The sequence below is a fragment of the Bacillus cereus group sp. Bce041 genome, assembly GCF_052646455.1.
Map to the genome: position 1 here is coordinate 61,872 of NZ_JBQXON010000003.1, position 25,095 is coordinate 86,966.

Genomic DNA, 25,095 nt, shown 5'->3' on the forward strand with positions numbered 1-25,095 from the left:
TTTACACCCTCTTCTTTGTTAATTTAAGTAATACTTTGCTTAAGCCTTCTTCCGTAAGATCCTCTGCATCAGCAAAATCTGATACCGTAAAAGCAGACTCTGTTGTTGGTTTATTTATAAGTTGACGGAGATGCCTTAACATACCATCTGCTATCACTTGAATTTTTAATTTAGAAAACTGTTCCCTACTATACATCCAAATAAAATGTAACTTTTCATCTTTCACCATTCCGATAACTTCAATTAGATGAGATGGTTTGGAATCTGGAGCATGATCTAAAAATGTAAATCCTGTCTCTTGCATAAACAAAGAGTCCCTTGAAAACACCTGATCAAATTGGCCCAAATAGTTAAAGCTTATTGAAGGCTTTTGCTGATAAAACGGAAGTAATCCTTTATTCAAGTAACGTAAAATACCATAGTCAACTCCGCGATTTGGAATTCGACGTAATTGTTCTTTGACAGCCTTTAACCCTTCAATAGGTGTCTGAGTTCCTTGAAAATTGAGATGAACGGGATAAATACTCGTGAACCAGCCCACTGTTTTTGATAAATCAATACCTTCAATCATCTCTTCTCTTCCGTGTCCTTCTAGATGAATAGAAACGGTTTGCTGATTTATACAATCAACGATAGCTTGTCCTAATGCCGTTAATAGTACCTCGTCAATCCTTGTCTTATGAGTGACTAGAACTTCGTGTAACAATGTTTGTGTTTCTTCTATTCCTAAAGTCCTCTTCACTTGATCAATCGATTCTTCTGTTGTTTCTTGTATTGGATAGTCCATTGGAATTTTCATCGTTTCTTTTTCTACTTGTTCATTCCAATAATTTTGTACTTCTTTTGAAATCCCCGAATCACTGTATGTCTGGAGTCGTTCAGACCACTCTTTAAAAGATGTACTTTTCGCAGGTAAGCGAACTTCTTGACCTTGTTTCATCTGGTTATATACCACCTGTAAATCTTCCAATAGAATCCTCCATGACACTCCATCTACTACTAAATGATGAATCACCCAGAATATTCGATCATTTCCAGTCAAGTTATCTTCAAAGTACACTACTCTCATTAACGGACCAGTAACTAAATTGAAACTAGCTTGATTAATGTTCATCTCTTCTTGTATTATTTTATTCCACTCTTTTTCATTAACTTGATTACGTTTTACAACATGGAGTACTGACAGCTCATCAGTCCCTTCATTTCTCTGCCTCCACGTTCCGTTTGGTAACTGTTCGTACCGGAAACGTAAAGCATCATGATGTTTCAGTAAATTTAATATCGCTCCCTCTAGTAATTTCACATTCAATCTTTCTTTTACTCTTAAAAGCATTGATTGATTCCAATGCTCTGTATGTGGATGTTCTTGCTCGAAGAACCAGCACTGAATTGGAGTAAGAGGCACATCACCTATCACAATTCCCTGCTCCGCTTGTACTCCCTGCGTTTCTATAGCCACTTGTGCCAGCTCAGCGATAGTTGGGCATTCAAACATTTGCTTTGGAGTAAGTTTTAACCCCACTTGACTTGCTTGAGATATGATTTGAATACTGAGAATCGAGTCGCCACCAATTTCAAAGAAATTATCATAGATTCCCACCTTTTTAACACCTAATACTCGCTTCCAAATGGTAGTCAGTATCTGTTCGTTACTATTCCGAGGGCCAACACATTCACTATTAATCTGCTTTTCCTCTGGCATAGGTAAGGCCTCACGATCAACTTTACCGTTAGCTGTAAGTGGAATAGCTTCCATCGCCACAAATCCCGAAGGAACCATATAACTTGGTAGTTTCGCTTTAAGATACTCTCTCCACGCATCTACATTTCCATCTCCTACAACATATGCTACTAATCTTTTATCGCCCGGCTGATCTTCTCTTACAATTACAACTGCCTCTGTTACAGATGCATATGTATTTAAAGTAGACTCAATTTCCCCAATCTCAATTCTGAAACCACGTATTTTAACCTGATGATCAATTCTTCCACGATAATCTAGATTCTCATCTGGCAAATACCTAGCTAAGTCTCCTGTCCGGTATAATCTTGCTTTCGGATTACTACTAAATGGATGAGATATAAAACGCTCTGCTGTTAATTCAGGTCTATTTAAATATCCACGTGCCAATCCTGCTCCACCAATATAAAGTTCACCATCAACACCTATAGGAACAGGTTGTTGATAAGCGTCTAGTATATACACTTCTAAATCGGGAATCCGCTTTCCAATATTACTTCTTGAAGCATGCTGCACATCATCTAGAGTAATTGGATAATATGTAACATGAACTGTAGTTTCTGTAATTCCATACATATTAATTAACTGTGGTTTTTTCTCCCCATACCTTTGAAACCACGGTAACAAGCCAATAGGTTCTAACGCTTCTCCGCCAAATATCACGTAACGCAGCTGCAAATTTTTATTCTTATCTTCTTGTTCACACACTCGTATTAATTGGCGGAATGCGGAAGGTGTCTGATTTAGAACTGTGACTTCTTCCTCCACCAATAATTGATAAAAATCCTTAGGTGATCGACTAATCCAGTACGGAACAACAACTAATTTTCCACCATATAATAACGCTCCCCAAATTTCCCATACTGAGAAATCAAATGCATACGAATGAAAAAGCGTCCAAGTATCTTTTTCATTAAACTGATACAAACAATCCGTCGATTTAAATAACCGTATAACATTGTGATGCTCTATCATAACACCTTTTGGATTTCCTGTTGATCCCGAAGTATAGATCACATATGCCAGATTTTGGGGACCGACACTAGAAACCGGCAAAGTCTTACTTTCTTTCCCAATCTCATCTTGATCACAATCCAGGCAAATCGACTCAACATTTTCTGGTAACCAGTTCAATTCTTTTAAACTTTCTTGCGTTACGAATAACTGAATGCTAGCATCTTCTAAAATATATTGAAGTCGCTGCTCTGGATATGTTGGATCAAGTGGAACATAAGCCCCACCAGCCTTCAAAATTCCTAAAATACCTACAATCATTTCGAGGGAACGTTCAACGCACAGTCCAACTAAAGTATCAGGTCCTACTCCCTTTTTCTGCAGATAATGAGCTAACTGGTTTGCACGTTCATTAAGCTCCTTATAAGTAATTTTTTCTTTTTCATACGTAACTGCAATAGCATTTGGATAAATCATCGCTTGCCGTTCGAACATTTCATGAATAGTTACTTGAGGTGGGACATCCAGTTTAGGATTGTTGAACTCAACTAAACTTTTTCTTTTATCTTCCTCAGAAATGATTTCTATTTCAGCCACCTTCTGCTTTGGGTTTTCAAAAATATTTTCCAGTATCACTAGCATAACGTTAAAGAATCGTTCTATCTCTTCCTTAGAAAATAGCTCCTCACGATAATCAATATGTACATGTAAAGAGTCTATATCAATTAGATTTTCAATATGAACTGCAAAATCTTGTACTTCTTCACGGTTTGGAATCCATAGTGAGTCACCACTTTCATCACGATCCCTATAATCAATCGTAGTTCCGAAAAGTCTCACATTACTGTTATTCTCTTTATTAATCTGCTTTAATAACAAATCAAATGGATATTTCTGGTGTCTTAATGATTTACTTTGTTTTCTGGACACTCTACTAATAAATGAAAGTACTTCTTCTTCTGGATCAATATCCATTCTTAAAGGAACTGTACTCACCATCATTCCAATCAATTTTCGTTCCATTTTAGTCATACGGTTGCCGTAAGCCATTCCTAAACCAATATCAAGCGATGAGGTCCACCGATACATGGACAACGAAAAAGCAGCAACAAAAAGAGTATATAAACTATTTTTGTAATCTTCAGAAAATTTTTCTATCTTTCTCTTCAAATGTTCCGTTAATATAAACGTCTCACGCGATGCTTTTGTACTAACTTGGTACGTATTATAAGGCTTCAATCCAGTCACAGATGGCAGTGTTTTAAATTCCTCTAACCAAAATTTTTGATCTTTTTGAAAGCGACTACTATTCAAGTATGTTTGTTCGTTGGTCAGAAATTGAACATATGAATTTTTAATTTCGCCTTCCTCATTCTCGTTATGCATGTCATAATAATATTTTGCAATCTGCTCAGTAAATATTTGAATTGATAAACCATCCATAATAATATGATGAACATTTCCAAAGACTGCACATTCATTATCGTTTAATTTTATTAAAGCGAAATAGTATAAATTTGAATTAAATAATGTAAACGTTTCTTTTGTTTTCTGCTCAATCCATTCCTCAAGCAAATTTGTATTCTCCACATTACTGAAATCAAAAAACTCAAATTCTTGTTCTTCATGTTTAGTAAAATATTGTTTCGGTTCCTGATGCCCATTTTCTTTTAACCTAATGCACAGACCGTCATTTTCACTGATAACGCGATTCACAACTTGGTTTAATTTTGAATAATTCATTTTTCGATGAAGTTTAAATAAAAATCTTAAATTACATATCCCTTTATCAGAATGAACGACTTCTGTATACCATATTCTTCGCTGCGGATGGCTTAATGGATAGCATTCCTCATTGGTCATAAAAATCTTCCCTTCAAAAATTATTTGCTCTTATAGGTTCGTGTTTATGTTTAGCCCATAAATATTTCTGCAGTGAAACTCCAATTACTCCAATAATAACAAGCCCAATCCCTCCATAAACATAGAGTTGAGTTACTCCAAACAAATGCACTAATGGACCACTCATAGCAGGAGAAATAATTAGAACTGCGTTTGTTAAACTGCTTTGTATACCAAATACTCTTCCTACTTGATCTTGATCGGATTCTATTTGTAAAATGACTTGATTAGATACAAGCATCAGCCCACTTCCGATACCAGCGATAAAACTAATTAAATAAGCTAAAACGAAGACCGTACCGGGCGTTATCAAACCAATCCCCCCAAAACCAATTCCCATTAAAACCATACCTCCACATACTACCCAGCCATATTGAAATTGTTTTAATTTCTGAGTTAGTAATGCACCAAGTATTCCGCCAAGACCAATAATAGAAATGATATATCCCATTTTACTTTTATCATGTGGGAATAAGCTCTTAAATAAAGTTGGGAATTGTGAGTCTACTAATTGTAATACTGCCATGGCTATTGTAACGAAAATCATGGTTGATAATATTATCCGATTAGATAACACATAACCCCACCCTTGTACCCAAGCGGTCCAAGTACTTTGTTTTTGCTTTTCAACAAATTCTTTCGATATAGTTTCTTTAAATTTTATTGTGGGTATCAGAACTAAGGTAGCTAATAAACAACTTATAGCTCTTATAATGAGGCAGAACTCTGGTTGAAACCAGCTCAACAACATGCCCCCTATAAGGGGGCCTACTATCTTGGTACCCTGCTCTACTATTCCGTTGATACTTACTGCTTTAGTAAGCAAGTCCGGGGATACAATCTGTCTTGTTAGTGTTTGCTGTGCAGGATAATAGAAAACAATAAAAATGGAACGAATCATTAATGCCACTAAGAGCCAGTGGATATCTTGTACAAATAAAAGAGCAATTGTTATTAGACCAACCATTAGATTACAGAACATCATAATTGGAATTTTTCTAAAACGATCTGCAATAACACCTGCCCATGAGCCAAAAATAATTCCAGGAAGTGCATATGCAACAGGAATCAATCCAATCATAGTAGGATCTACTTCCCATTCAAACCCAACTATAGTCATAATCGCTAACATATCAATAAAAACACCAAGCATAAGCAATGAATAGGCAGAGAAAACTTGTAAATAAACCCTATTTCCTAATAGGCCTTTTGAATCAGTAGTTTTCATAAAAGCAAGCTCCTTAGGTTACTAATATAAACGCTTTTGCGTATAAGGTACCTCTTTATTAAACCTAATTAATCATTATTGACATCTCACCTAGAATTTAACTTCGCCAAAACTCAAACCGGTCTTATTTTTTATTTATTTAAAATAGTCAGACAAACGAAAGCGTACCTATTTCTTCATTTTTATATCAACTGTTACAAAATATATCTTTACCTTACACTAATAACAGCTAAACGTTGCCTTAATATAACCCTTTACAGTCGTTTACACATTCAATTCACATCCTTTTTAAAGTTGGCTTTTTTCTATCTCAAATACTATCACACAAATATTTCACCTACTATATTCATAAAGTTGAAATATTTGAATCAGAAAATTCGGATAAAAAACCAAATCCACAAATCATAACAAACTATTATTTATTTATATTTTCATTTTATAGATAGCTTTAACCATAAGGGTATCAAGAATTAAGTTTTTTAATTTTATTAACATAATAGTTTAAAGAGACCGTAAATCCTACTAAACAAAAAAATATACAATAAAGTATATTTTTTTCTTATCCTACATATTTTCTATGCAAATTAATCCCAATAACTAAAGTTGATAATAAAAATATAATATTACCAATCACTAATGTACTCATAACAAGAATTGAATAATATAGTATTAATACTTCTGCACCTACTACCTATTTTATTTATTGGATATTTATACTTCAAAAAATTACACATCATTCACAATTAGGATACATACCCAAAATATGTTTTGAACGTTTTATTATATTTTAAGATAATATAAAATCAGTTTTTCTATAAGAGAACTTAATTTTTATGTAGTACGAAACTGTTAGTAATACAGTATATACTAATTTAGTTATAAAAACATTTAAAGACCACCTATTTCCATAAGTGATCTTTCTTTGTGATTCTGTATTTGTGCACTACTGTAGAAATATATCGTAGAAACGCTTTGTTTGCTAAATGTTTAGTTCTTTCCATTTACTAAAAAACATAGCTTCATACACTTAATATCATATTCGTTACATTGCAAACTATTATTTTGTCTTCTGTACAGGCAAACTACTAAAAATTAATTCAGCAACTTTTACATATCCTTTTGAGTTTGGATGAATTAAATCCTTAGACCAAAGCGTATTGTCATTAACTAAATGATGATTCCAAAAATCAACATGATGAAGCTTATACTCTCTGCTCAGTGAATGTATAACTTCATTTGCCTCTAATAATTGTTCTTTTATTACTTGTTTTTTTTCAGAAGCAAAAGGAAGCCTAACTGTAAAATCTGGAAGGTTTGCTATAATAATATCAGCCCCTGCTTTACTTAATGTATCTATTATAAATTCCATATCGTTCTTATATGCATCGTGATTCCAACGTCCTTTTAAAACATCGTTTGCCCCTGCAATGAGACTAACCAAATCTGGATTAAAAGTTAGCGCTTTTTCCAATTGCTGCGAGCGAATTTCTTTAGTTACTAACCCACGCTTTGCAAAATTGGCATATTCTATATCGTTTTCACACAGTTGAACAAAATAATCTACCCAGCTTTTTAATGCAATTCCCTCAACTTCATCCCCTATCCCCTCTGTAAAACTATCGCCAATTGCTACAAATCGCTTCCACATATGTATTCCCCCTTTATTATTAACCATATCTATACTATACAATAGCTCACACCGTAATTGTTATTTCTAAGTGGTTTTCGATTTCAATTATATTCCACTTTACTATATTTATATTTAGAATCCAAAATTGACCGATTCCTAAGTATACTTAAGAATCGGTCATATTCATAAATTTACTAAAGAGATAAAATCTATCTAGAAATTATACTTTTTTCAAAAAATTTATTGTTCTTTGTTTTGCCCAGTTGATACATTTCTTTTCGATTAAATGATATGAAACTATAGAAAAAAGTAGTGTCATTGCAATGCACAAAGTAAGAAGGAAAAAGATAGGTATCTTTGTATACAATAGTTTAAATAGTACCATCATGATTGGAAAATGACACAAATAGATACTGTATGAAATTTCTCCTAAATATACAAATACACTCTTATTTAGAAATGCTTTTACTTTTAGGTTACTCATAGCCATTATAATAAATATACTAACCCCCATTACGACACCCCAATCTTTTAATAAGAAAGTTGTATCATTACGGGAAAAACCATAAATTAAAATGGAATATAAATATAGGATAACCCCTAATGCAATAAGAAATCCTTTTTTAAATTTTTTCATATTCCTATATGAGTAGATAAGTTTTTCCTGATACTTAAAAAGTAACATTCCAACCATAAACATAGATGTAAAATGCAGTGTATCAGCATAACCATTATAAAATCCTTCAGCTTTCCCAATATGCAACATATTAAGAACAACACTAATTAATGAAAAGCTCAAAGCAAATAGTATCGTTTTCTTCCAATTCAGTTTATAAAAAAGAAGGAATAACAAAGGAAACACAATAGATATACGCATTTCTTGAGCCAATGACCAAATAACTGGATTATAATTTTCCGTAAAAAAGTTATTAAGAAGCACAAAGTGGTTTAGAATATCTAATTTTGTTATAGACCCTTGCCACCTATCATAGAACCAATCCCGTAATCCTACCACTTCATACGACGAAAATAAAATAAATAAAACAAAGGTAACGATTATCCAAAAATAATAAGGAATATAGATTCTTACAAATCTCTTAATTAAATATCCCCAATAATTTGTTTTTGAATGATAAAGTGCCATAGATAACACAAAACCACTTAGTACATAAAAAACGATAACAGCTTCCCCACCCGCCCATAAAAACCTAAGCGGGGAAAATTTAATAGAATTAGGCAACGATGGTAGCATTAAACAAAAATGTCCAAATACCACAGTAAGTGCCGCTAACCCTCGTATCGAATCTAATTCTTTTATTCTCTTACTCATAAAATGTTCTCCTTGTAAAATATAAATCTTGCTGTTCATAAAGGCCACTATAAGAATGTAGTGTAGAATTGTACATATTGTTTCTTTAAATTTCTAATATAAGCAGTACAAAGTTAATTTTACCTCCATTTCTTTATATACATAATTTAAAACAAAACATTTAATACAAAGAAAAGATTTTATTAAATTTTTATAAAGTGAAACATTTAGTTGTATCCTATAAAATTAGCTTTTTATTATATCAATCGCACTATCCCACATACCACTAAAAAAAGATCCTGTTTTACGCATAAAACGTGTAAACCACTTTGCTTGTTCCACATCAGATTTTGTTACAAGGTCTATTTGTAATGATTTACCTGATAAGAACCCAGGATCTGTATTATCTTTAGGCGAGATAATCATTTTACTAATTGTTACACCTTTTTTAATAGGCGCTTCTTGTTCTTTATTCAATACTTTAAATTCTTTTTTATAAATGTCTTTATTGCCCTTCGACATTGGAAGTGAAACAGCTTGCTTCGTTTGAACTACTACATCTTTGTCTTTTGCATTTGCCACTCGAACTGTTTCATATCCTTTTATTACTGAATCTTTTCCATAGAAATTCTTCACTTCAAAATTCGCAAATCCATAATCGTATAATTTCTTTGTTTCATCAAAACGTGCCGTATGAGATTTTGCTTTTATCACTACAGAAATTAGGCGCATACCATTTCTTTCTACTGTACCAGTGAAACAATCTCCCGCTTCTGGAGTCGTTCCTGTTTTCAAACCATCTACACCTTCATATTGCTTAATTAAACCTTTTAACATCCAATTAAAGTTCGCCATATCAATTGGATATTTACCACCCTCTTGGAATGTTTTTTTAGGAATTTTTGCTGTATTTAATATTTGGGGGAAATCTTGAATAAGACGTTGCGCTAAAATTGCACAATCCCTTGCAGACATTTTATTTTTCTCGTCTAGAGTTGTCCCTTCTGGGTGATATCCTTTTAAATCTTGATTTGTTAAGCCTGTAGAGTTTACAAATTTATAATCTTTCATTCCAAACTCTTTCGACTTATCGTTCATCATTTTTACAAAATTGACTTCTTTACCAGCAATCTGTTCAACTAAAGCAATTGTTGCACCATTTGCAGAGTAAATTGCCATTGCCTCATATAACTCTTTTACCGTATAAGAGCCACCATTTTCTAATGGAACGTTTGATAATGAACGATCTTGCGAAATCTTATGTGCATATTCAGAGATTTTAACTTTTTGATCCCATTTAAGTTTTCCTTTATCCACCGCTTCATGAACTAAGTATTCGCTCATCATTTTTGTCATACTAGCAATTGCCAATGATTCATCTGCATTTTTTTCATATAAAATTTTTCCGGAATTTGCTTCTATTAAAATTGCTGATCCCGCTTCAACGTCTATAGCAGAAACTGTTTCCGCTGCTGCTCTTCCAAATGTAACGAACATGCTAAAAAATAGTGTAAGCACTGTTACTATTGCAATAAATCTCTTGCAAAACATACCTTTCACTTCTGTTACCTCCAATACCTTTGTACTCAAAAAAACCGTTATTCTAACATAATCTCAAAAAAATAGACAGTGTTCTCAAATTATATATACATATTAGACGTTAGGATCGCTTTCATATAGACCATCTCATCCGACACTTTTAGGTGCCCTGATACTTTGTACTCCCACACATATCCCTATTTTTAATCCCCTTATATTTTTCAAAATGATTCGCACTTTCATATTTTTTAGGATTACAATTAATAGACAATCTAGATGCTACATTTGTTCCATATTTACAAAAAATAAAGTGAAACTTTAATCAGTGGGAGTCTTACTGCCCGTTAATGCTTTATTAGCTATCAAGGATTTTAATTATTCAATTCAGCTATTTGCTAGACCTATATTAGAGATGAATTTTATTTAGTCTAAACTATTAGTTTTTTGTAATAAAAAAACTACACCCTATACTGGATGTAGTTTTTCTAACTGATTTATTTATTTTTCACTTCATTTTTATAAAAAGCAAATAATGGTTCGATGGATGGACTAGATAACAGCGGAATTGCCTTCTCAATCAATTTCCTATCCCAATCAAACCAACGCATTTCCATTAACATATTTGTCTCTATATCAGTGAATCGTTTCTTTATTTCCTTAGCAGGATTTCCACCAACTATTGTATACGGCGGAACATCTTTACTTACGACAGATCCTGCAGCAACAATTGCCCCTTCACCAATAGTAACGCCAGGCATTATTATAGCATTCATTCCAATCCAAGCATCACTTTGAATGACTGTATCGCCCTTTGGTTCATATGATTGTTTGATTTGCTCAGCGAATGGATATACTGTAATCCATTCTGAGTGATGATTATGATTACCACCCATTAAAATGACTACCCCACTTGCAATGCAAACATAATTCCCAATAATGAGTTTATCAAGATGCCATCCCATCTGTTCAATTGGATTGAAAAGTGCTTGAGACTTAGCATCTCCCCACAAATACCTTACACAGCCATCTTCAAAATTTTGATGGCTATAATAGCCTGAATAATAGGAGTACTCTCCTACTTCAATGAGTGGATTTGTTACTATATCTTTTATATACTTTGTTTCTGACCAATGATTAAATAATGGATACTTCATAACTTTATTCCTCGCTTCTAAGTATTATATATTTTGCTATTTACTTAGAAGCTTACTACGACTGCTACATTTTTTAGCTTTCTCAAACGACGAATCATTATCTTCAAGCCTTTCTTTTATACTAAAAAAAGCATAACGCAATATATTACACTAGTCAAATTGTGTAATTTTGAACACATCTTAAACAGCGTAATACTGCAATAAGAACATGAAAACACTCTAACTTTGATCCAAATAATATATTGATTACATTTAGTTTATATTTTGTAAAAAAATTTTAATTGCCATGACAAAGCAAACAATAACCACTATTGGTCGTATTAATGACGTCCCTTTTGTAAGCACCATCTTCGCTCCAATATACGATCCTATAATTTGACCAAGCATCATAATCAACCCAATTGTCCAATCGATTTGGCCAAAAATAATAAAATATAACAAAGCAGCGAAATTACTTGTAAAATTCAAGATTTTAGCATTTGCAGTTGCTCTCGTAGCACTATATCCACATAAAAGAATGAACGCTAAAGCAATTAAACTACCTGTTCCTGGGCCGAAGAAACCATCATAAAATCCAAGGAATGGAGCCACTGTTAACGCAAACAACAACATACTTATTTTTCTCGGTCGATCTTCGTTTGCTATATTTGGAGATAATAGAAAATAAAGACCAATAATAATAAGTAAAAAAGGTAATATCATGATTAAATATTCTGCTCGTATCTGTAAAACAAGCCATCCACCCAAAACCGATCCCAAAAAGGTCATTAAGATGGACAAACGCATTTCTTTAAGATTAATTTCTTTCTTCTTAATAAAAAACACTGTTGCCATGAGAGTTCCGCTACTCCCTTGTAGTTTATTAGTCGCTATCGCTACAGAAGGAGACATACCTACTAATAACATTATCGGGATAGTTATCATACCACCGCCCCCAGCAATCGTATCTATCCATCCTGCTAATACAGCTACTAAAAATAGTAGTATAAGTAATTCAATAGTAAAATCCATACAAAGAATATGGGGAGGCTTGAGCTATTATAACCCAAACCTCCCCATCGTCCCTCCTCTCTTTAAACTAGTTAATTAAATCTGTAAAGTAACTTTCTTTTTGATCACGTAATCGACTGGAAACGTATTGTCTGCAAACAATTCTTCTTCCATATTTATTGTTTCCAATCGGGATTTTATATTCTTCCTCAGATAACCTTTCCCTACCATGAGTTACATTTGTTTGTTTACCATAGTATGAATTTGGTATAAGTAATAAATCTTCAGATGTAAGTGGAACCTTATAAGTAGGCGTTGTTCGTAAGAGTTCTAAAAACATGTCAAATTTCAATTTTTCTTCTTCACTTTCTCCCACATAAATTAATCTATTTTCCGCTCCATTCAAACAAGTTGCAATAATATCACCATTATCATCTAAAAATATAATTTGGTTTATTTCTCCTACAAATCCCGATATTTCACCATCAGCCATTCCTGAGATATGAGCAATAGGCATTTTACTTACCGCCAATATGTCATCTTTACTGAAGTGATTTTCTTCAAGATGCTTTTGCAGTAATTTTGGCGTTCCAATATGAGTTTGAGTTTTTAAATTTAACACTCCTTTTAATAAAAGAGCATCAACTCTAGTAAATTTTCCACAAGTAATTTCAGACACTATTCGTTCCACGGATTTATTAAGTCTATTTGATACAATTTCTAAATTCGTATTGAATGTTTTCAATCTTGCTTCAATATCTGATTGATCTTTCATATCTGTATACACTGTGGCATCGTTATGTTGATAAAAGTTCCCGCCACCGGTGCTTGCACCGACATTTCGCAAAACTTCATCGTTGTTTAAAGGTGAAATAAGATGAAATCTATTTTTCCCTGCATGTTCGGATGGGTGAATTAAAGCATCATAATTAAAAAGTGTGGCAAAAAGCCATGTGACCCATTCTGCATAAAAATATTTTTTCATTCTATCGTGTTCGTCTTCGCCATAATTAAAACCTCTGCGATTTTCCCCAGGTAATAGTGTTTCCATAGGATCACATGGAGTATTTTTAATAAGAGTAGGTGGTACGTTTCCGCCACAATTCGCTATTTTTATTATATGTAGTAGGTTTTTCATATCTGAATTCGGATTTTTCTTTGAATAGTCAATCAAACAATTAAGCCACTCTTTTGAAAAATATGCTGCTATTTCTTGATCACAAGTATAAGGATTATGAGTTTTCAATTCATTTTCTATCAGATTCTTCATTTTATCCTTCAATACATTAGGAATGCTAATTTCTTCAATTTCTGTAATCTGCAGTATTCCTTTATTCATTATAAAACCTCCGTTGTTTTATTTTTTATACCCTATCTTCTATTAAACAAACTATCCATTTCTTTTTTGCTCCTTCGCTTTTCGTCAGAGCTATTAGAACTACCGATTTACAAATAAAAAACGTGGATTATAAGAGATTTCTTCTTAGGTACATTTCCCCGACGAACCTCTATTGAATTGGTAAATTTAATTTAAAAATCTCTTTCATTTTCTAAAGTTTTCCTAATTTTAAAATCAGAATTTTCAATACAAATATGTTAACATTAAAAATATAACACGAAACCAAAAAATGTAAATGAATAGTTTTTTTATAAAAAATAGTCAGACTATTTATGAAGTAATTCGTATTCCATTGAACGAACTACGGCCCCTCAATTTTATTGATAACAATAAAAAAACCCCTAAATTGATAGAGGAATTTTTTTCAAGTATATTCTATTTTAAAGTTCTTACTTACCTTTTACCCCGCTATTTGCCGGGCAGTAAGACCCCTACCTTAAAATACAGCGGAAGCAAAGAAGTTAGGTGGGGGTTCGGGCTGCCCATAAAAGCAAGATTGGTGAGGGCTGATAATCAGTGGGGATGAACAAAACTCCCCCTGATTAAAGTTTCACTTTATTTTAAAAGATATTGCTGTAACTTCTTTATTAACAGTTCCATCCCGTTTGGACTTACAATAATCTTCCCATTCGCTAACGAAATATTGCTGTCTGAAATATCCCCTGTAAGTGCACAAGCTCTTGGAGATTGATATTTTCGTAAAATAATCTGGTCCTCTTCTATAAAAATTTCAAGAGAATCTTTTTCTACAATTCCTAAACTCCGTCTTATTTCCATTGGAATAACAATACGCCCCATGCTATCTGCTTTACGAGTAATTCCTCTTGATTTCATAAAATGCCACCCTTTATATTTATCTAATATTACGGTATTTATTTTAGCAATAAACAACAATTAGGAATAGTTCGTATTACAGTACTTTTTTTAGAAAAAAATAACAATTAGGAATAGTTTATGTTAGAATTCTTTCTTGTTTATTCTTGATTTTTAATATATTTTTCCTTGATCATTTTTATATATTGTTTTCTTTCAGTTAGTTCAAATATAAATAATGCTTTTTTTATGTCTGTTAAACCAACTTCATTAGAGTGCTGAACTTTCAATAAAATTGCACCTTTTTCAAAAAATAATTCACCTAATAAGTATAAAGTATTCATATTTATCGCTAATTTTATACCTATTTCACTATACTTTATTGCTTCTTCATATTGATTTGCAAGGTGTAAACATTTTGTTAACGTATGAATGAGTCTTAATTTGATTTCTTTTTCTCTAGGAAATTCTATCTTATTAAAATTAATTAAACTTTGTTTTAATATATTTATACTTTTCTCATACTCTTCATTTTCTGCATGTATTATAGCAATTGAATTCATTATGCTTATTTCTTTTTCTGATAAAAAGTTACTACTACTTAAGGTTTGTTTTAGTGCTCTATTTAAAATGTCAAAGGCATTACTTGTTGCTCCATTTACATAATATATAGCAATCGCTTCATGCCATAATAGAAATTGTTTATCTTCTTTTGATTGAAAATTATTCTCATCTTTCTCTTTTTTTACTATTTCGTAAAGCTCATTATATTGTTTTTGTTTCACACAATCTCTCATTACACATTTTACATTTTCAATATATTTTATTTTTTTATTTTTGGTTAGTGCGAATATATAATTTGGATCAATACCAAGTCTTTCAGATAATTGATACAACAATATGCTAGATGGATAAATAATACCTTTTTCTATCTTACTAATTTGACTTTGTGAACATATTCCATGACATAATTCAGATTGTGACATGTTTTTTTTCTTTCTAAGTTCTTTAATAATAATACCAAGATTGTAGAATTCCATCTTTCCTCCCTCAAATGTAACACTTTATGAGTATAAGAATATTTCCCAACTTTTAATGTAATGTAAAATTAATATAGTTACAATTACTAATTATATGGATTTATAGTTTCTTTTACAAACTTGTATTACAATACGAGAAATTATTAAAATATGGTTCACTAATAATTAATGGGAGTTTTATCCCCCCACTGATTATTAGTCCACTCCAGGCAGGCTTTTACAGGGAGTTCGACTTCTTTGCCACATCTAAATTTTGAGGTGGGAGTCTTACTATCCGCAAATAGCCTGATTAAAATAAATATGATTTTTCACCTTTATTTCTTTTAATAGTTTCTTTTGATTTTTATATAAATAATTTCGAAGGAGCGTATTTTATGAAAAGAATGTTGACCGAAAGAGAGTTAGAAGTAGCTATTTATGTAGCAAAAGGATATACAGATGCAGAAATTTCCAAAAAAATATATGTTACCCCTCGAAGAATTTCAACGATAATTAATCATATTAAAGAAAAATGGCATATTAATTCTAGAGTGGAATTAGGTATTTTAGTTTATCATTATGGTTTTATAGATGCACCCTTATTTTCAAATAAAAAAATTCAGCTATGTAAAAAGGTTGTACAATAGATAGCGGAATATAACGAGTTTAAATTGCAAATAAAAATAGAAGAGCAGACAAATTTTTATTATTTGGTTTACTCCATCACTTTTTAAATTTCATACATTAATATAAAAAGGTTAGAGAATTAACTTCTCTAACCTTTTTATATACACTATTAGGTTTCAAACAGTAAAGATGCCCTAATGCTACCATTGATCCTGTTCCCTATTCAACCCTGTATAAACACAAAAAAGAATCAGACATTACCACTATTCAAAACCAGTTACAATTCTCTCTTTCATTTTCTGTAATACTTCACTGCTCAATACTTTTTGACCAGTAGGAAGTTTTAATATGGCAGCGGCACCTTTACTAAGGTATATTTCTTGATCATTATTTTGATTTACTACCAATATTCCTTGCCCTTCAAATTCGAAATAACTAATATCTTTTGTTTCATTTGTATTATTCTTTATTGCTGTATATAATCCATATAAATCTTTACTTCTATTTTCTCCGCCCGTTCGAATCGGTTCAATATCATTCGCAACAATTAGTCCTTCTGGCTGCTCACCCTTCATAATAAACCACAGCTTTTCATTTGTTGGTAATAGTAAATTCTTAAATTCAGAGCTATTTAAAATTTGCTGTGCTGGAATTGTTGCATAGATTGGTAACGAAAATGGAGATGTTGTTATTTTTTCAAAACTTAAATTTTCAGAAGAACTTCCCTTACTATATTGATAATCTTTTAATGCGATCGATTGTACTGATTCACTTTTATTTTTTGATGCATAACTAATTTTACTAGCGAAAATAATAACGGTCATTAAGCACATGCACGGTATCACAAGCTTAAGTAGTTTTCCCATTTATGAACCCCCGCTTTTAATATTATTAGTTTGCATGGATATTATAAACAGTTTCACTCCACCAAAAATTATTATTGTTATGGAACGTACTGAAATTATGATTATAATGATCACCATACCAAGGGTCCATGTACGTTATATAATCTGTTCCATTTGTCCCTTTATAAAATCCATCAAGTACTAGAAAGTGTCCGATGTTAGCTCCATTTTGCCACATAATGAGTGCAATCATCGGCTGATTACTATTAATTTGTCTTTTGAACCAATCATATGATTTTGCTCCAGAACTTATAGCTGAGCTAACACCATATCCTGATAATCCATATTGTATTTCACGTGAAGTTGCAGGATTATTATATGATCCACCCTTAACATACCTAACGTACTGATCTTGTGAAGGAGTTTTCCCAAAATAATTTAAAACTGAAACCGAAGTGCCTGCCCAACACCAATTTGATCTTTCTTGTAATATGTTAGGTACAGATAATTTACGATCTATTGATGTATTTGGAGGATTTCCATTAATATACGCTGACGTTACATATACTTTTTTTCCATCTTTAAAATAATAAAACCAACGATTATCTAAATTTCCTGTCCAGTAATCTTTAACCGCTTCACCATACTCCCATCCTTTAAAAGATACTGTTGTATTTCCGGGAATCACATCTACAATATTTGCATTCAAACTTTTTGCCCCTCTAACATTTACATTCAATGGAGCTGTTGTTCCTGTAAATTCAACTTCCTCTGCTATTATTTTCTGAACACCAATAAAACTAAATGTGAAGAACAATAAAAACATACAAACAATAAAATGCTTTCTTCCCTTCATTTCTCCACCCCTTCATCAGTACTAAAAAACATCAACAATTCATCCTTATTAATTGTTCAAGCTTAATATTACATACTAACGAAAAATGACTTCTCATAAAGTGAAACTTTGATCAGTAGTGGTTTTATTCATCCCCCACTGATTGTTAGTTAAACCAATCGGGCTGCTCTGCAAATAGCGGGATAAATTCCAATACAAAAAAGGAGCCTATAAATTTTTATAGGCTCCTTTTTATTTCGTCGTTATTACTTAGCTAATTCTTTTGTACCCTTCATTACATCAATGAAGAATCCCCAGTTATTCACTACAGAAGAGATACTGATATGTTCATCTGGAGTGTGGACGTTAAAAATGTCTGGTCCGAATGAAATTGCATCTAATTCAGGCATTTTTTGAACGAATGCGCTACACTCAATCCCCGCATGCACAGCGAAGATTTCAATTTCTTTATTGTATTTTTCTTGATGCACTTTTTCAAATAAATTACGAATTTGTGAGTTTGGATTGTATGGCCATTCTGGATACTCTGACTCTATTTCAAATGTAGCACCAACTAATTCAGCAATATATTTTATTTCTTCTGCAACATGTTGTTTTAAACTACTTACAGAACTTCGCACTTCGTTACGTAATTTAATTTCATCTTGCAACGTTTCAATAACGCCTAAATTTGTTGAGCTTTCTACAAGACCTTTAATATCCATGCTCATACTTTGAATGCCATTTGGAATTAAGAATAATGATGAAATAAGCTGCTTTTGTGTCTCTTTAGCAAATACTTTTTCAACTGTTTCATCCAATTTTGTCAGTGTAACATGAACATCTGGATCAACAGCACGCATTTCTTCTTGTAATACACGTGTCCATGATTCTAGTTTTTCTTCTACTTGTCCTACATCTTCTGTACGAATTAAAATTGTAGCTACACTTTCACGCGGAATTGCATTCGTTTTTAATCCGCCGTGAACTTCACTTATGTTAAACTCCGTATGTGCTGATAAATCACGTAATACTCGTCCTAATACTTTGTTCGCATTACCGCGTTGTTTATCAATTTCCATACCAGAATGTCCGCCTTTTAGACCACCAACATATAGACGGTATGCATCCATATTCGCTGGCGTTTCATCCCAAATTACGGGAATTGTTTCAACAGCTTTCGCACCACCTGCACTACTTACAAGTAATTTATGATCTTCTTCAGAATCAATATTTATAAATATCTTTCCTTCAAAATGATTTGGATCAATAGCAAAAGCCCCGCCCATTGTCGTTTCTTCTTCAGTAGTGATAACGACTTCAAGTGCTGGATGCGTAATTTCTTTTGAATCTAATAAAGCTAATGCATACGCAACTGCAATACCATTATCAGCACCTAAAGTTGTTTGATTTGCATATAACATATCCCCAATGATTCTTAATTCAATTGGATCTTTTTCAAAATCATGTACTGTTGCTTGATTTTTTTCGCAAACCATATCCATATGACCTTGAATAATAATAGCTGGTACATTTTCATAACCAGCTGTTGCTTCTTTTTTAATAATGACATTTAATGCTTCATCTTGAATGACTTCTAAGTTACGCTCTTTTGCAAAGCCCACTAAATAATCACTAATTTCCTTTTCATTACCTGATCCTCTAGGAATCTTTGAAATTTCTGCAAAATGATAAAATACAGGGTGCTTTGTTAATTGTTCTAAGGTAGAATACATTTTTCAAGCTCCTCTCCAAATGACAAAATAATATGTAAGTCTCATATCATTATACCATGATTCATTATTTTACCTTTCTTTTAACTTTTATTGTTCATTTTATGTAAAACACTCTTACAACATTGTAAGGGCATTGTAATCTATATCGATTTTTCTCATTTAATAATAGCCGTATACTTTTTAAAGAAACACATTAAAGGAGATAAAGAAAATGAAAAAGTTTTTAGCAATTATTACACTATGTTTATTATTTTCTAGTTTTACTATTGGCTGTGAGAGAGCGTCACTAAATAGAATTGGTAAAGATGTATATTACATGCAGATAAAAGGCGAAGGAACTATCGAAAAGGTAGATGGTAGAAACTTACGAAACTATACGCTGCCCGCATATGATGAAGATGGCGTCAAAAAACAAATTACATTTAGAAGTACAAAAAAAGAAAACAATCATAAATTAAATGCAGACGCGTTTTTACGCCTTTATGTAGATCAAGATGATAATAATAAAAATGAAATATCATCAATTGAAGTAAAGTCCTATGAAGAGATTCAGAAAGCAGATTTGCCTGAAAAAATAAGAGAAAAGTTTACTATTAAATAAAAAAAAAAAAAGAAAATGCTCTATGCATTTTCTTTTGTTCTTTTCACCTGTATATATTTTGAACTACTATTATTCATCAGTTTCTCTAACCGATTTATATTCTCCGTTAATGCACCTTTCACAAGAGAGAAATCTGTATTTGATTCTTCTTTTTTTTCTTTAAAAAACGAAGACTTTTGCACATTGACTTCAGCCATCTCTTCTCCCCCTTTTCAAAAAGATACAACCTTTTATTTATATTATATAGCAAATGTAGAAAGAGTGTACACTTATGATTTTCTTTTTAATTCTTCTTCTAATTCTTCTACTTGCTGCAACGTATCCCCTTTTATTAAAGAGAAATCTGTTGTATCTTCGTTACCTTCTTTAAAAAAATCATTGTCATAATCTTTTACCACTACAATCACCTCTACATGCTAGTGTAGGAATGATTGTCCAATTTTATTCAACTTTGTCGGATTTTGTTTTTAATTTATGTATAGAAGAAAAGGACAGAAAAAGATTCTGTCCTTATTTACTAAAATAACTATGATGTATTGTTAAATTATATACATTTTCAAAATCCCGATCTTGCAGGTTATTTTTCTTTCCATCAATAACAATGAAAACGTCACTTACTATTTTTGCTGGTATAATCCCGACATTTTCTACTTGCACCGCTTTCTGCTCATTCAATTGCTCGATATGTTCTAACGGAACGATAATACTAAATTGCGAGCGAATACCACGAAAGTTTGTATTTAATTCCTTCGCGGCTTCAAAAACAACAATTTTCGCGCCAATCTTTTCCCCATATGAATCTAAAAATGCATTTAAGCTCTTTGTATATTCCTCTTCCGTATGCCATTCCATCGTACCGAATACTGCTGGATTAACATTTTGAATAATTGTCGTGTATATTTCCCCTCTCGCTTTAGATGCAATTAATGATCGTTTTATTGATTGAACTGTCTTGCCAATATCGCTAAATTTCGCACCCCATATTTCTGAAATATTAGGCGTTAAAATGAACGCAATATCAACAAAAATAACCATTGCAGTAAACATTAAAAGATTTTTCCAGAGGGTTAAATCAATTCCTTTTATCATGAAATACACGGTGACAGATATGATAAACAAACCATACCAAGTCTTTCTAATACGTTGCTTTTTCTCCTCGTACAACTCCTCATTTTTCCAATAAAAGAAAACAAGGACTACAAAGACAATCGCTAAAACAAATAAGCCAATTCGAATGTTAGAGATCATTAATCACATCACCCTCCATTCAAAAACTACTCACGATATCATTACATGCGCAAGCTGCTCTCTTTATGACAAAAGACGTGGACAAGCTTCTAAAATTAGCTACATCGCATATATATTAGAAAGTACCACGTCTTTTATCCTGTTATTTGTGGGAAATAAGACCCCCACTGATTAAAATTTCACTTTACCATGAGTCTATATTGTATATGTAGACAAGCATTCATTTCAAATTTTCGTATTAAAAAGAAATATGTTTCGGAATTTCCCCTTCAGGTACTTCTCCATCCATACTTAAATAATAATGACGAATCGGACGTAAGTTTTCGTCTAATTCATAAACAAGCGGAATGCTAGTGGGAATATTTAATGAAACTACACCATCACTTGAAAGGTTGTCTAAATATTTTACTAGCGAGCGAATTGTGTTACCGTGTGATGAAATAATTACTTTATTACCACTTTTTAATGTCGGCGCAATTTCTGAATGCCAATAAGCAAGTACTCTCTTCTCCGTATCCTCTAAACATTCAGTTAATGGAAATTCACCTTTTTTGAGTGTTTTATATCTTGGATCGGTCGCTTCATATCGAGGATCGTCTTCAGTGAGAGCCGGTGGTCTTACATCAACACTTCTTCTCCAAATATGAACTTGCTCCTCACCATATTTTTGTGCAGTTTCATCTTTATTCAGCCCTTGCAATGCACCATAATGTCTTTCATTTAGCTTCCAAGATTTATGTATTGGAACCCAAGTAAGATCCATCTCATGAAGTACAATCCATAACGTCCGAATTGCGCGTTTTAATACTGATGTATAAGCCACATCAAAAGTATATCCGTTTTTCTTTAATATTGCTCCTGCTTCTCTCGCTTCACTTAATCCATTCTCTGATAGATCAACATCTGTCCATCCAGTAAAGCGATTTTCAAGATTCCATAAACTTTGTCCGTGACGAATAAGTACAAGTTTTATCATTATAATTCCCCTTTCGGAAATGTGAATTTTATTGTTCCATTGCGTACACGTATAAAGTATCTAGTAATGTATCTTTTTATCCATTCACTCTATGACCAAATCATAGTTGCCAAATGTATGGATAAAATTTGTTCTTTTTCAAACGATAAAAACAGAAGTTTTTTCATTATTTTTGATCGACTGGTAGTTCACGTTTCGTTATCCAAGCATCAAAACCTGATCGGCTATTTGCCATTTCATTCATAACTTGGTGCCAATTGTCCTCACATGATTCACCAAATTTTGAAAAAATAGCACCCATTTGTTGTCTTTGTACATCACTCAGTTTTTTCTCTAAATCTGTACCTTTTTCTGTTAAAGACAACTGTTTCACACGTCGATCATGCATAGCTTCATTACTCTCAATTAAGCCCTTTTCCACAAGTTGACGTAGCGGTCCGTGGAGAGCTTGTTTACTTATTTCTAATAGTGATAATAACTCATTTACACTTATCCCTGGAAAACGTGCGATAAAAAATAAAATTCGATGATGTACTCGTTGAATGCCATATTCTTTTATAATTTCATCTGGCTTTTCAGTAAATGTTTTATATGCAAAATAAAATAATGCTAATGCCTCATTCATCTGTTCTTCTTTATGTTGTGTCATCTACTTTCCCCCTGTATGTAAATTATACCACAATCTAGTAATGAATATTTTAATCAACGCATTAGAACTTATTTAGTCTATTGAAACATTCATTGCATAATTAGGAGATGATTCATTTGAAAAAACAATATACTGTAAGTACATATTTATTGGATAGACTACATGAATTAGGAATTGAACATATATTTGGGGTTCCTGGTGATTATAATCTTGCCTTTTTAGATGATGTGGTAGCACATGAAAATTTAAAGTGGATTGGCAATTGTAACGAATTAAATGCTGCATATGCAGCAGATGGGTACGCTCGCATAAAAGGAATCGCTGCTCTTATTACTACTTTCGGAGTTGGAGAATTAAGCGCTATTAACGGTATTGCTGGCTCATATGCGGAAAACGTGCCAGTTATAAAAATCACGGGTACGCCACCAACAAAAGTAATGGAAAATGGAGCAATCGTCCATCATACGTTAGGAGATGGAAAGTTCGATCACTTTTCCAATATGTATCGAGAAATCACTGTGGCACAAACAAATGTAAAACCTGAGCATGCTGCTGAGGAAATTGACCGTGTTTTACGTGCATGTTGGAATGAAAAACGCCCGGTTCATATTAATTTGCCGATTGATGTATATAATAAACCAATTAATAAACCTACAGAACCAATTTTATATAAACCGATTTTAAGTAATAAAGAAGCGTTGGATAAAATGCTACTACATGCTACTTCAATAATAAATAACGCCAAAAAACCTGTAATTTTAGCTGATTTTGAAGTAGATCGATTTCACGCTAAAGAAAATTTACATCAATTTGTAGAAAAAACTGGGTTTCCCATCGCGACGTTAAGTATGGGAAAAGGAATATTCCCAGAAAAACACCCTCAATTTATAGGGATTTATACTGGTGATGTAAGTTCTCCGTACTTGCGAAAAAGAATTGATGAATCTGATTGTATTATTAGTATTGGTGTGAAGTTAACTGATACTATTACAGGCGGCTTCACACAAGGTTTTACAAAAGAACAAGTTATAGAAATCCATCCCTACACTGTGAAAATTATAGATAAAAAATACGGTCCAGTTGTAATGCAGGATGTTTTACAACATTTAAGTGATTCAATTGCGCATCGTAATAAAGATACTCTTGAAATTAAGCCATTTATTTCAGCACCATCACCTTTTACTGAAGAGTTCAATCCAAAAGCACAAATGGTCACACAAAAACGTTTTTGGCAGCAAATGTACCATTTCTTACAAGAAAACGACATCTTAATTGTAGAACAAGGAACACCTTTCTTTGGTAGTGCTGCTATCCCTCTACCTAATAACACTGCATATGTAGGACAACCGTTATGGGGATCTATCGGATATACACTGCCCGCTCTACTTGGTACACAGCTCGCCAATTTATCACGGCGCAACATTTTAATTATTGGTGATGGTTCTTTCCAAGTAACTGCCCAAGAGTTATCAACTATACTACGTCAAAATTTAAAACCGATTATATTTTTAATCAATAACAACGGATACACCGTTGAACGTGCCATTCACGGCCAAAACCAACCTTATAATGATATACAAATGTGGGATTACAATAAACTATCAATGGTATTTGGGTCAGAAGAAAAAAGTCTAACATTTAAAGTAGAAAATGAAGCAGAATTAGCAGAAGTCTTAACAAATATAACTTTTAATAAGAATCAACTTATCTTTATTGAAGTTATAATGAGCCAAAGCGATCAACCTGAATTGTTAGCTAAACTCGGGAAAAGATTTGGTCAGCAAAATTCTTAATATAAAAGCATAACCTAATTATACAATTGGTAGTGTAAAACTTGTTTTGAGAATAGTTTCGACACTCAAAATACATAAGGAAAAGGATGAAAGCACCATCCTTTTCT

Annotated in this window: 21 protein-coding genes; 3 read left to right on the forward strand and 18 right to left on the reverse strand. The window is 32.5% G+C overall.

Features of this window, described 5'->3' with window-relative positions; translation table 11 throughout:
* Position 1 precedes the first annotated feature (1 nt).
* From ACUN13_RS11890 to ACUN13_RS11935, 10 genes are all read right to left on the reverse strand, one after another.
* Entirely contained in the window at positions 2-4,558 is a 4,557-nt protein-coding gene (locus ACUN13_RS11890; protein WP_445423790.1) for an amino acid adenylation domain-containing protein, read from the reverse strand.
* 13 nt (positions 4,559-4,571) lie between these two features.
* Positions 4,572-5,825: an MFS transporter gene (locus tag ACUN13_RS11895; RefSeq protein ID WP_000858613.1), complete on the reverse strand. Its 1,254-nt coding sequence runs from the start codon at positions 5,823-5,825 to the stop codon at positions 4,572-4,574.
* Between the two features lie 1,057 nt (positions 5,826-6,882).
* Positions 6,883-7,473, reverse strand: coding sequence for an SGNH/GDSL hydrolase family protein (locus ACUN13_RS11900; protein WP_142292967.1), 591 nt, complete (start codon positions 7,471-7,473; stop codon positions 6,883-6,885).
* 202 nt (positions 7,474-7,675) lie between these two features.
* Positions 7,676-8,824, reverse strand: a complete 1,149-nt coding sequence (locus ACUN13_RS11905) for an acyltransferase family protein (protein ID WP_025687556.1) — start codon at positions 8,822-8,824, stop codon at positions 7,676-7,678.
* 186 nt (positions 8,825-9,010) lie between these two features.
* Complete coding sequence (locus ACUN13_RS11910; protein WP_000677650.1) at positions 9,011-10,324, reverse strand: D-alanyl-D-alanine carboxypeptidase family protein; 1,314 nt, start codon at positions 10,322-10,324, stop codon at positions 9,011-9,013.
* A gap of 473 nt (positions 10,325-10,797) precedes the next feature.
* Positions 10,798-11,457, reverse strand: coding sequence for a CatB-related O-acetyltransferase (locus tag ACUN13_RS11915; RefSeq protein WP_025687555.1), 660 nt, complete (start codon positions 11,455-11,457; stop codon positions 10,798-10,800).
* A 252-nt stretch (positions 11,458-11,709) separates the two neighbouring features.
* On the reverse strand, positions 11,710-12,468 hold the full coding sequence (locus ACUN13_RS11920) for a TSUP family transporter (RefSeq protein ID WP_000347994.1): 759 nt from the start codon (positions 12,466-12,468) through the stop codon (positions 11,710-11,712).
* A 67-nt stretch (positions 12,469-12,535) separates the two neighbouring features.
* Entirely contained in the window at positions 12,536-13,786 is a 1,251-nt protein-coding gene (locus ACUN13_RS11925; protein WP_025687554.1) for a hypothetical protein, read from the reverse strand.
* A 615-nt stretch (positions 13,787-14,401) separates the two neighbouring features.
* A complete protein-coding gene (locus ACUN13_RS11930; protein WP_025687553.1) occupies positions 14,402-14,680 on the reverse strand; it encodes an AbrB/MazE/SpoVT family DNA-binding domain-containing protein in 279 nt (92 codons plus the stop codon).
* A gap of 140 nt (positions 14,681-14,820) precedes the next feature.
* Positions 14,821-15,699: a helix-turn-helix domain-containing protein gene (locus tag ACUN13_RS11935; RefSeq protein WP_000397979.1), complete on the reverse strand. Its 879-nt coding sequence runs from the start codon at positions 15,697-15,699 to the stop codon at positions 14,821-14,823.
* A 374-nt stretch (positions 15,700-16,073) separates the two neighbouring features.
* Between ACUN13_RS11935 and ACUN13_RS11940 the strand changes: the two genes are divergently transcribed.
* Positions 16,074-16,325, forward strand: a complete 252-nt coding sequence (locus ACUN13_RS11940; protein ID WP_000827560.1) for a response regulator transcription factor — start codon at positions 16,074-16,076, stop codon at positions 16,323-16,325.
* 243 nt (positions 16,326-16,568) lie between these two features.
* On the opposite strand, the gene ACUN13_RS11945 is transcribed toward ACUN13_RS11940, so the two are convergent.
* From ACUN13_RS11945 to pepD, 3 genes are all read right to left on the reverse strand, one after another.
* Entirely contained in the window at positions 16,569-17,171 is a 603-nt protein-coding gene (locus ACUN13_RS11945) for a hypothetical protein (RefSeq protein WP_000517271.1), read from the reverse strand.
* 25 nt (positions 17,172-17,196) lie between these two features.
* The gene (locus tag ACUN13_RS11950; RefSeq protein WP_342761833.1) at positions 17,197-18,006 is read right to left on the reverse strand and encodes a papain-like cysteine protease family protein; all 810 of its coding nucleotides are present in this window, start codon (positions 18,004-18,006) and stop codon (positions 17,197-17,199) included.
* A 245-nt stretch (positions 18,007-18,251) separates the two neighbouring features.
* Positions 18,252-19,721: a beta-Ala-His dipeptidase gene (gene pepD / locus ACUN13_RS11955; protein WP_000287548.1), complete on the reverse strand. Its 1,470-nt coding sequence runs from the start codon at positions 19,719-19,721 to the stop codon at positions 18,252-18,254.
* Positions 19,722-19,932: 211 nt separating this feature from the next.
* Between pepD and ACUN13_RS11960 the strand changes: the two genes are divergently transcribed.
* Complete coding sequence (locus ACUN13_RS11960; RefSeq protein WP_000713869.1) at positions 19,933-20,322, forward strand: YxeA family protein; 390 nt, start codon at positions 19,933-19,935, stop codon at positions 20,320-20,322.
* 20 nt (positions 20,323-20,342) lie between these two features.
* On the opposite strand, the gene spoIISB is transcribed toward ACUN13_RS11960, so the two are convergent.
* The 5 genes from spoIISB to ACUN13_RS11985 all read right to left on the reverse strand — a co-directional run bounded on the left by spoIISB (position 20,343) and on the right by ACUN13_RS11985 (position 23,195).
* On the reverse strand, positions 20,343-20,519 hold the full coding sequence (spoIISB, locus tag ACUN13_RS11965) for a stage II sporulation protein SB (RefSeq protein ID WP_000852629.1): 177 nt from the start codon (positions 20,517-20,519) through the stop codon (positions 20,343-20,345).
* 72 nt (positions 20,520-20,591) lie between these two features.
* A complete protein-coding gene (locus tag ACUN13_RS11970) occupies positions 20,592-20,720 on the reverse strand; it encodes a hypothetical protein (protein WP_000237819.1) in 129 nt (42 codons plus the stop codon).
* A 112-nt stretch (positions 20,721-20,832) separates the two neighbouring features.
* Positions 20,833-21,570 carry a type II toxin-antitoxin system SpoIISA family toxin gene (locus ACUN13_RS11975; protein ID WP_000624977.1) on the reverse strand — a complete coding sequence of 246 codons (738 nt, stop codon included), beginning with the start codon at positions 21,568-21,570 and terminating at the stop codon, positions 20,833-20,835.
* 238 nt (positions 21,571-21,808) lie between these two features.
* On the reverse strand, positions 21,809-22,546 hold the full coding sequence (gpmA, locus tag ACUN13_RS11980) for a 2,3-diphosphoglycerate-dependent phosphoglycerate mutase (RefSeq protein ID WP_000594152.1): 738 nt from the start codon (positions 22,544-22,546) through the stop codon (positions 21,809-21,811).
* 166 nt (positions 22,547-22,712) lie between these two features.
* The gene (locus tag ACUN13_RS11985) at positions 22,713-23,195 is read right to left on the reverse strand and encodes a MarR family winged helix-turn-helix transcriptional regulator (RefSeq protein WP_000191889.1); all 483 of its coding nucleotides are present in this window, start codon (positions 23,193-23,195) and stop codon (positions 22,713-22,715) included.
* Between the two features lie 116 nt (positions 23,196-23,311).
* Between ACUN13_RS11985 and ACUN13_RS11990 the strand changes: the two genes are divergently transcribed.
* The gene (locus ACUN13_RS11990; RefSeq protein WP_141435937.1) at positions 23,312-24,988 is read left to right on the forward strand and encodes an alpha-keto acid decarboxylase family protein; all 1,677 of its coding nucleotides are present in this window, start codon (positions 23,312-23,314) and stop codon (positions 24,986-24,988) included.
* Positions 24,989-25,095 lie beyond the last annotated feature (107 nt).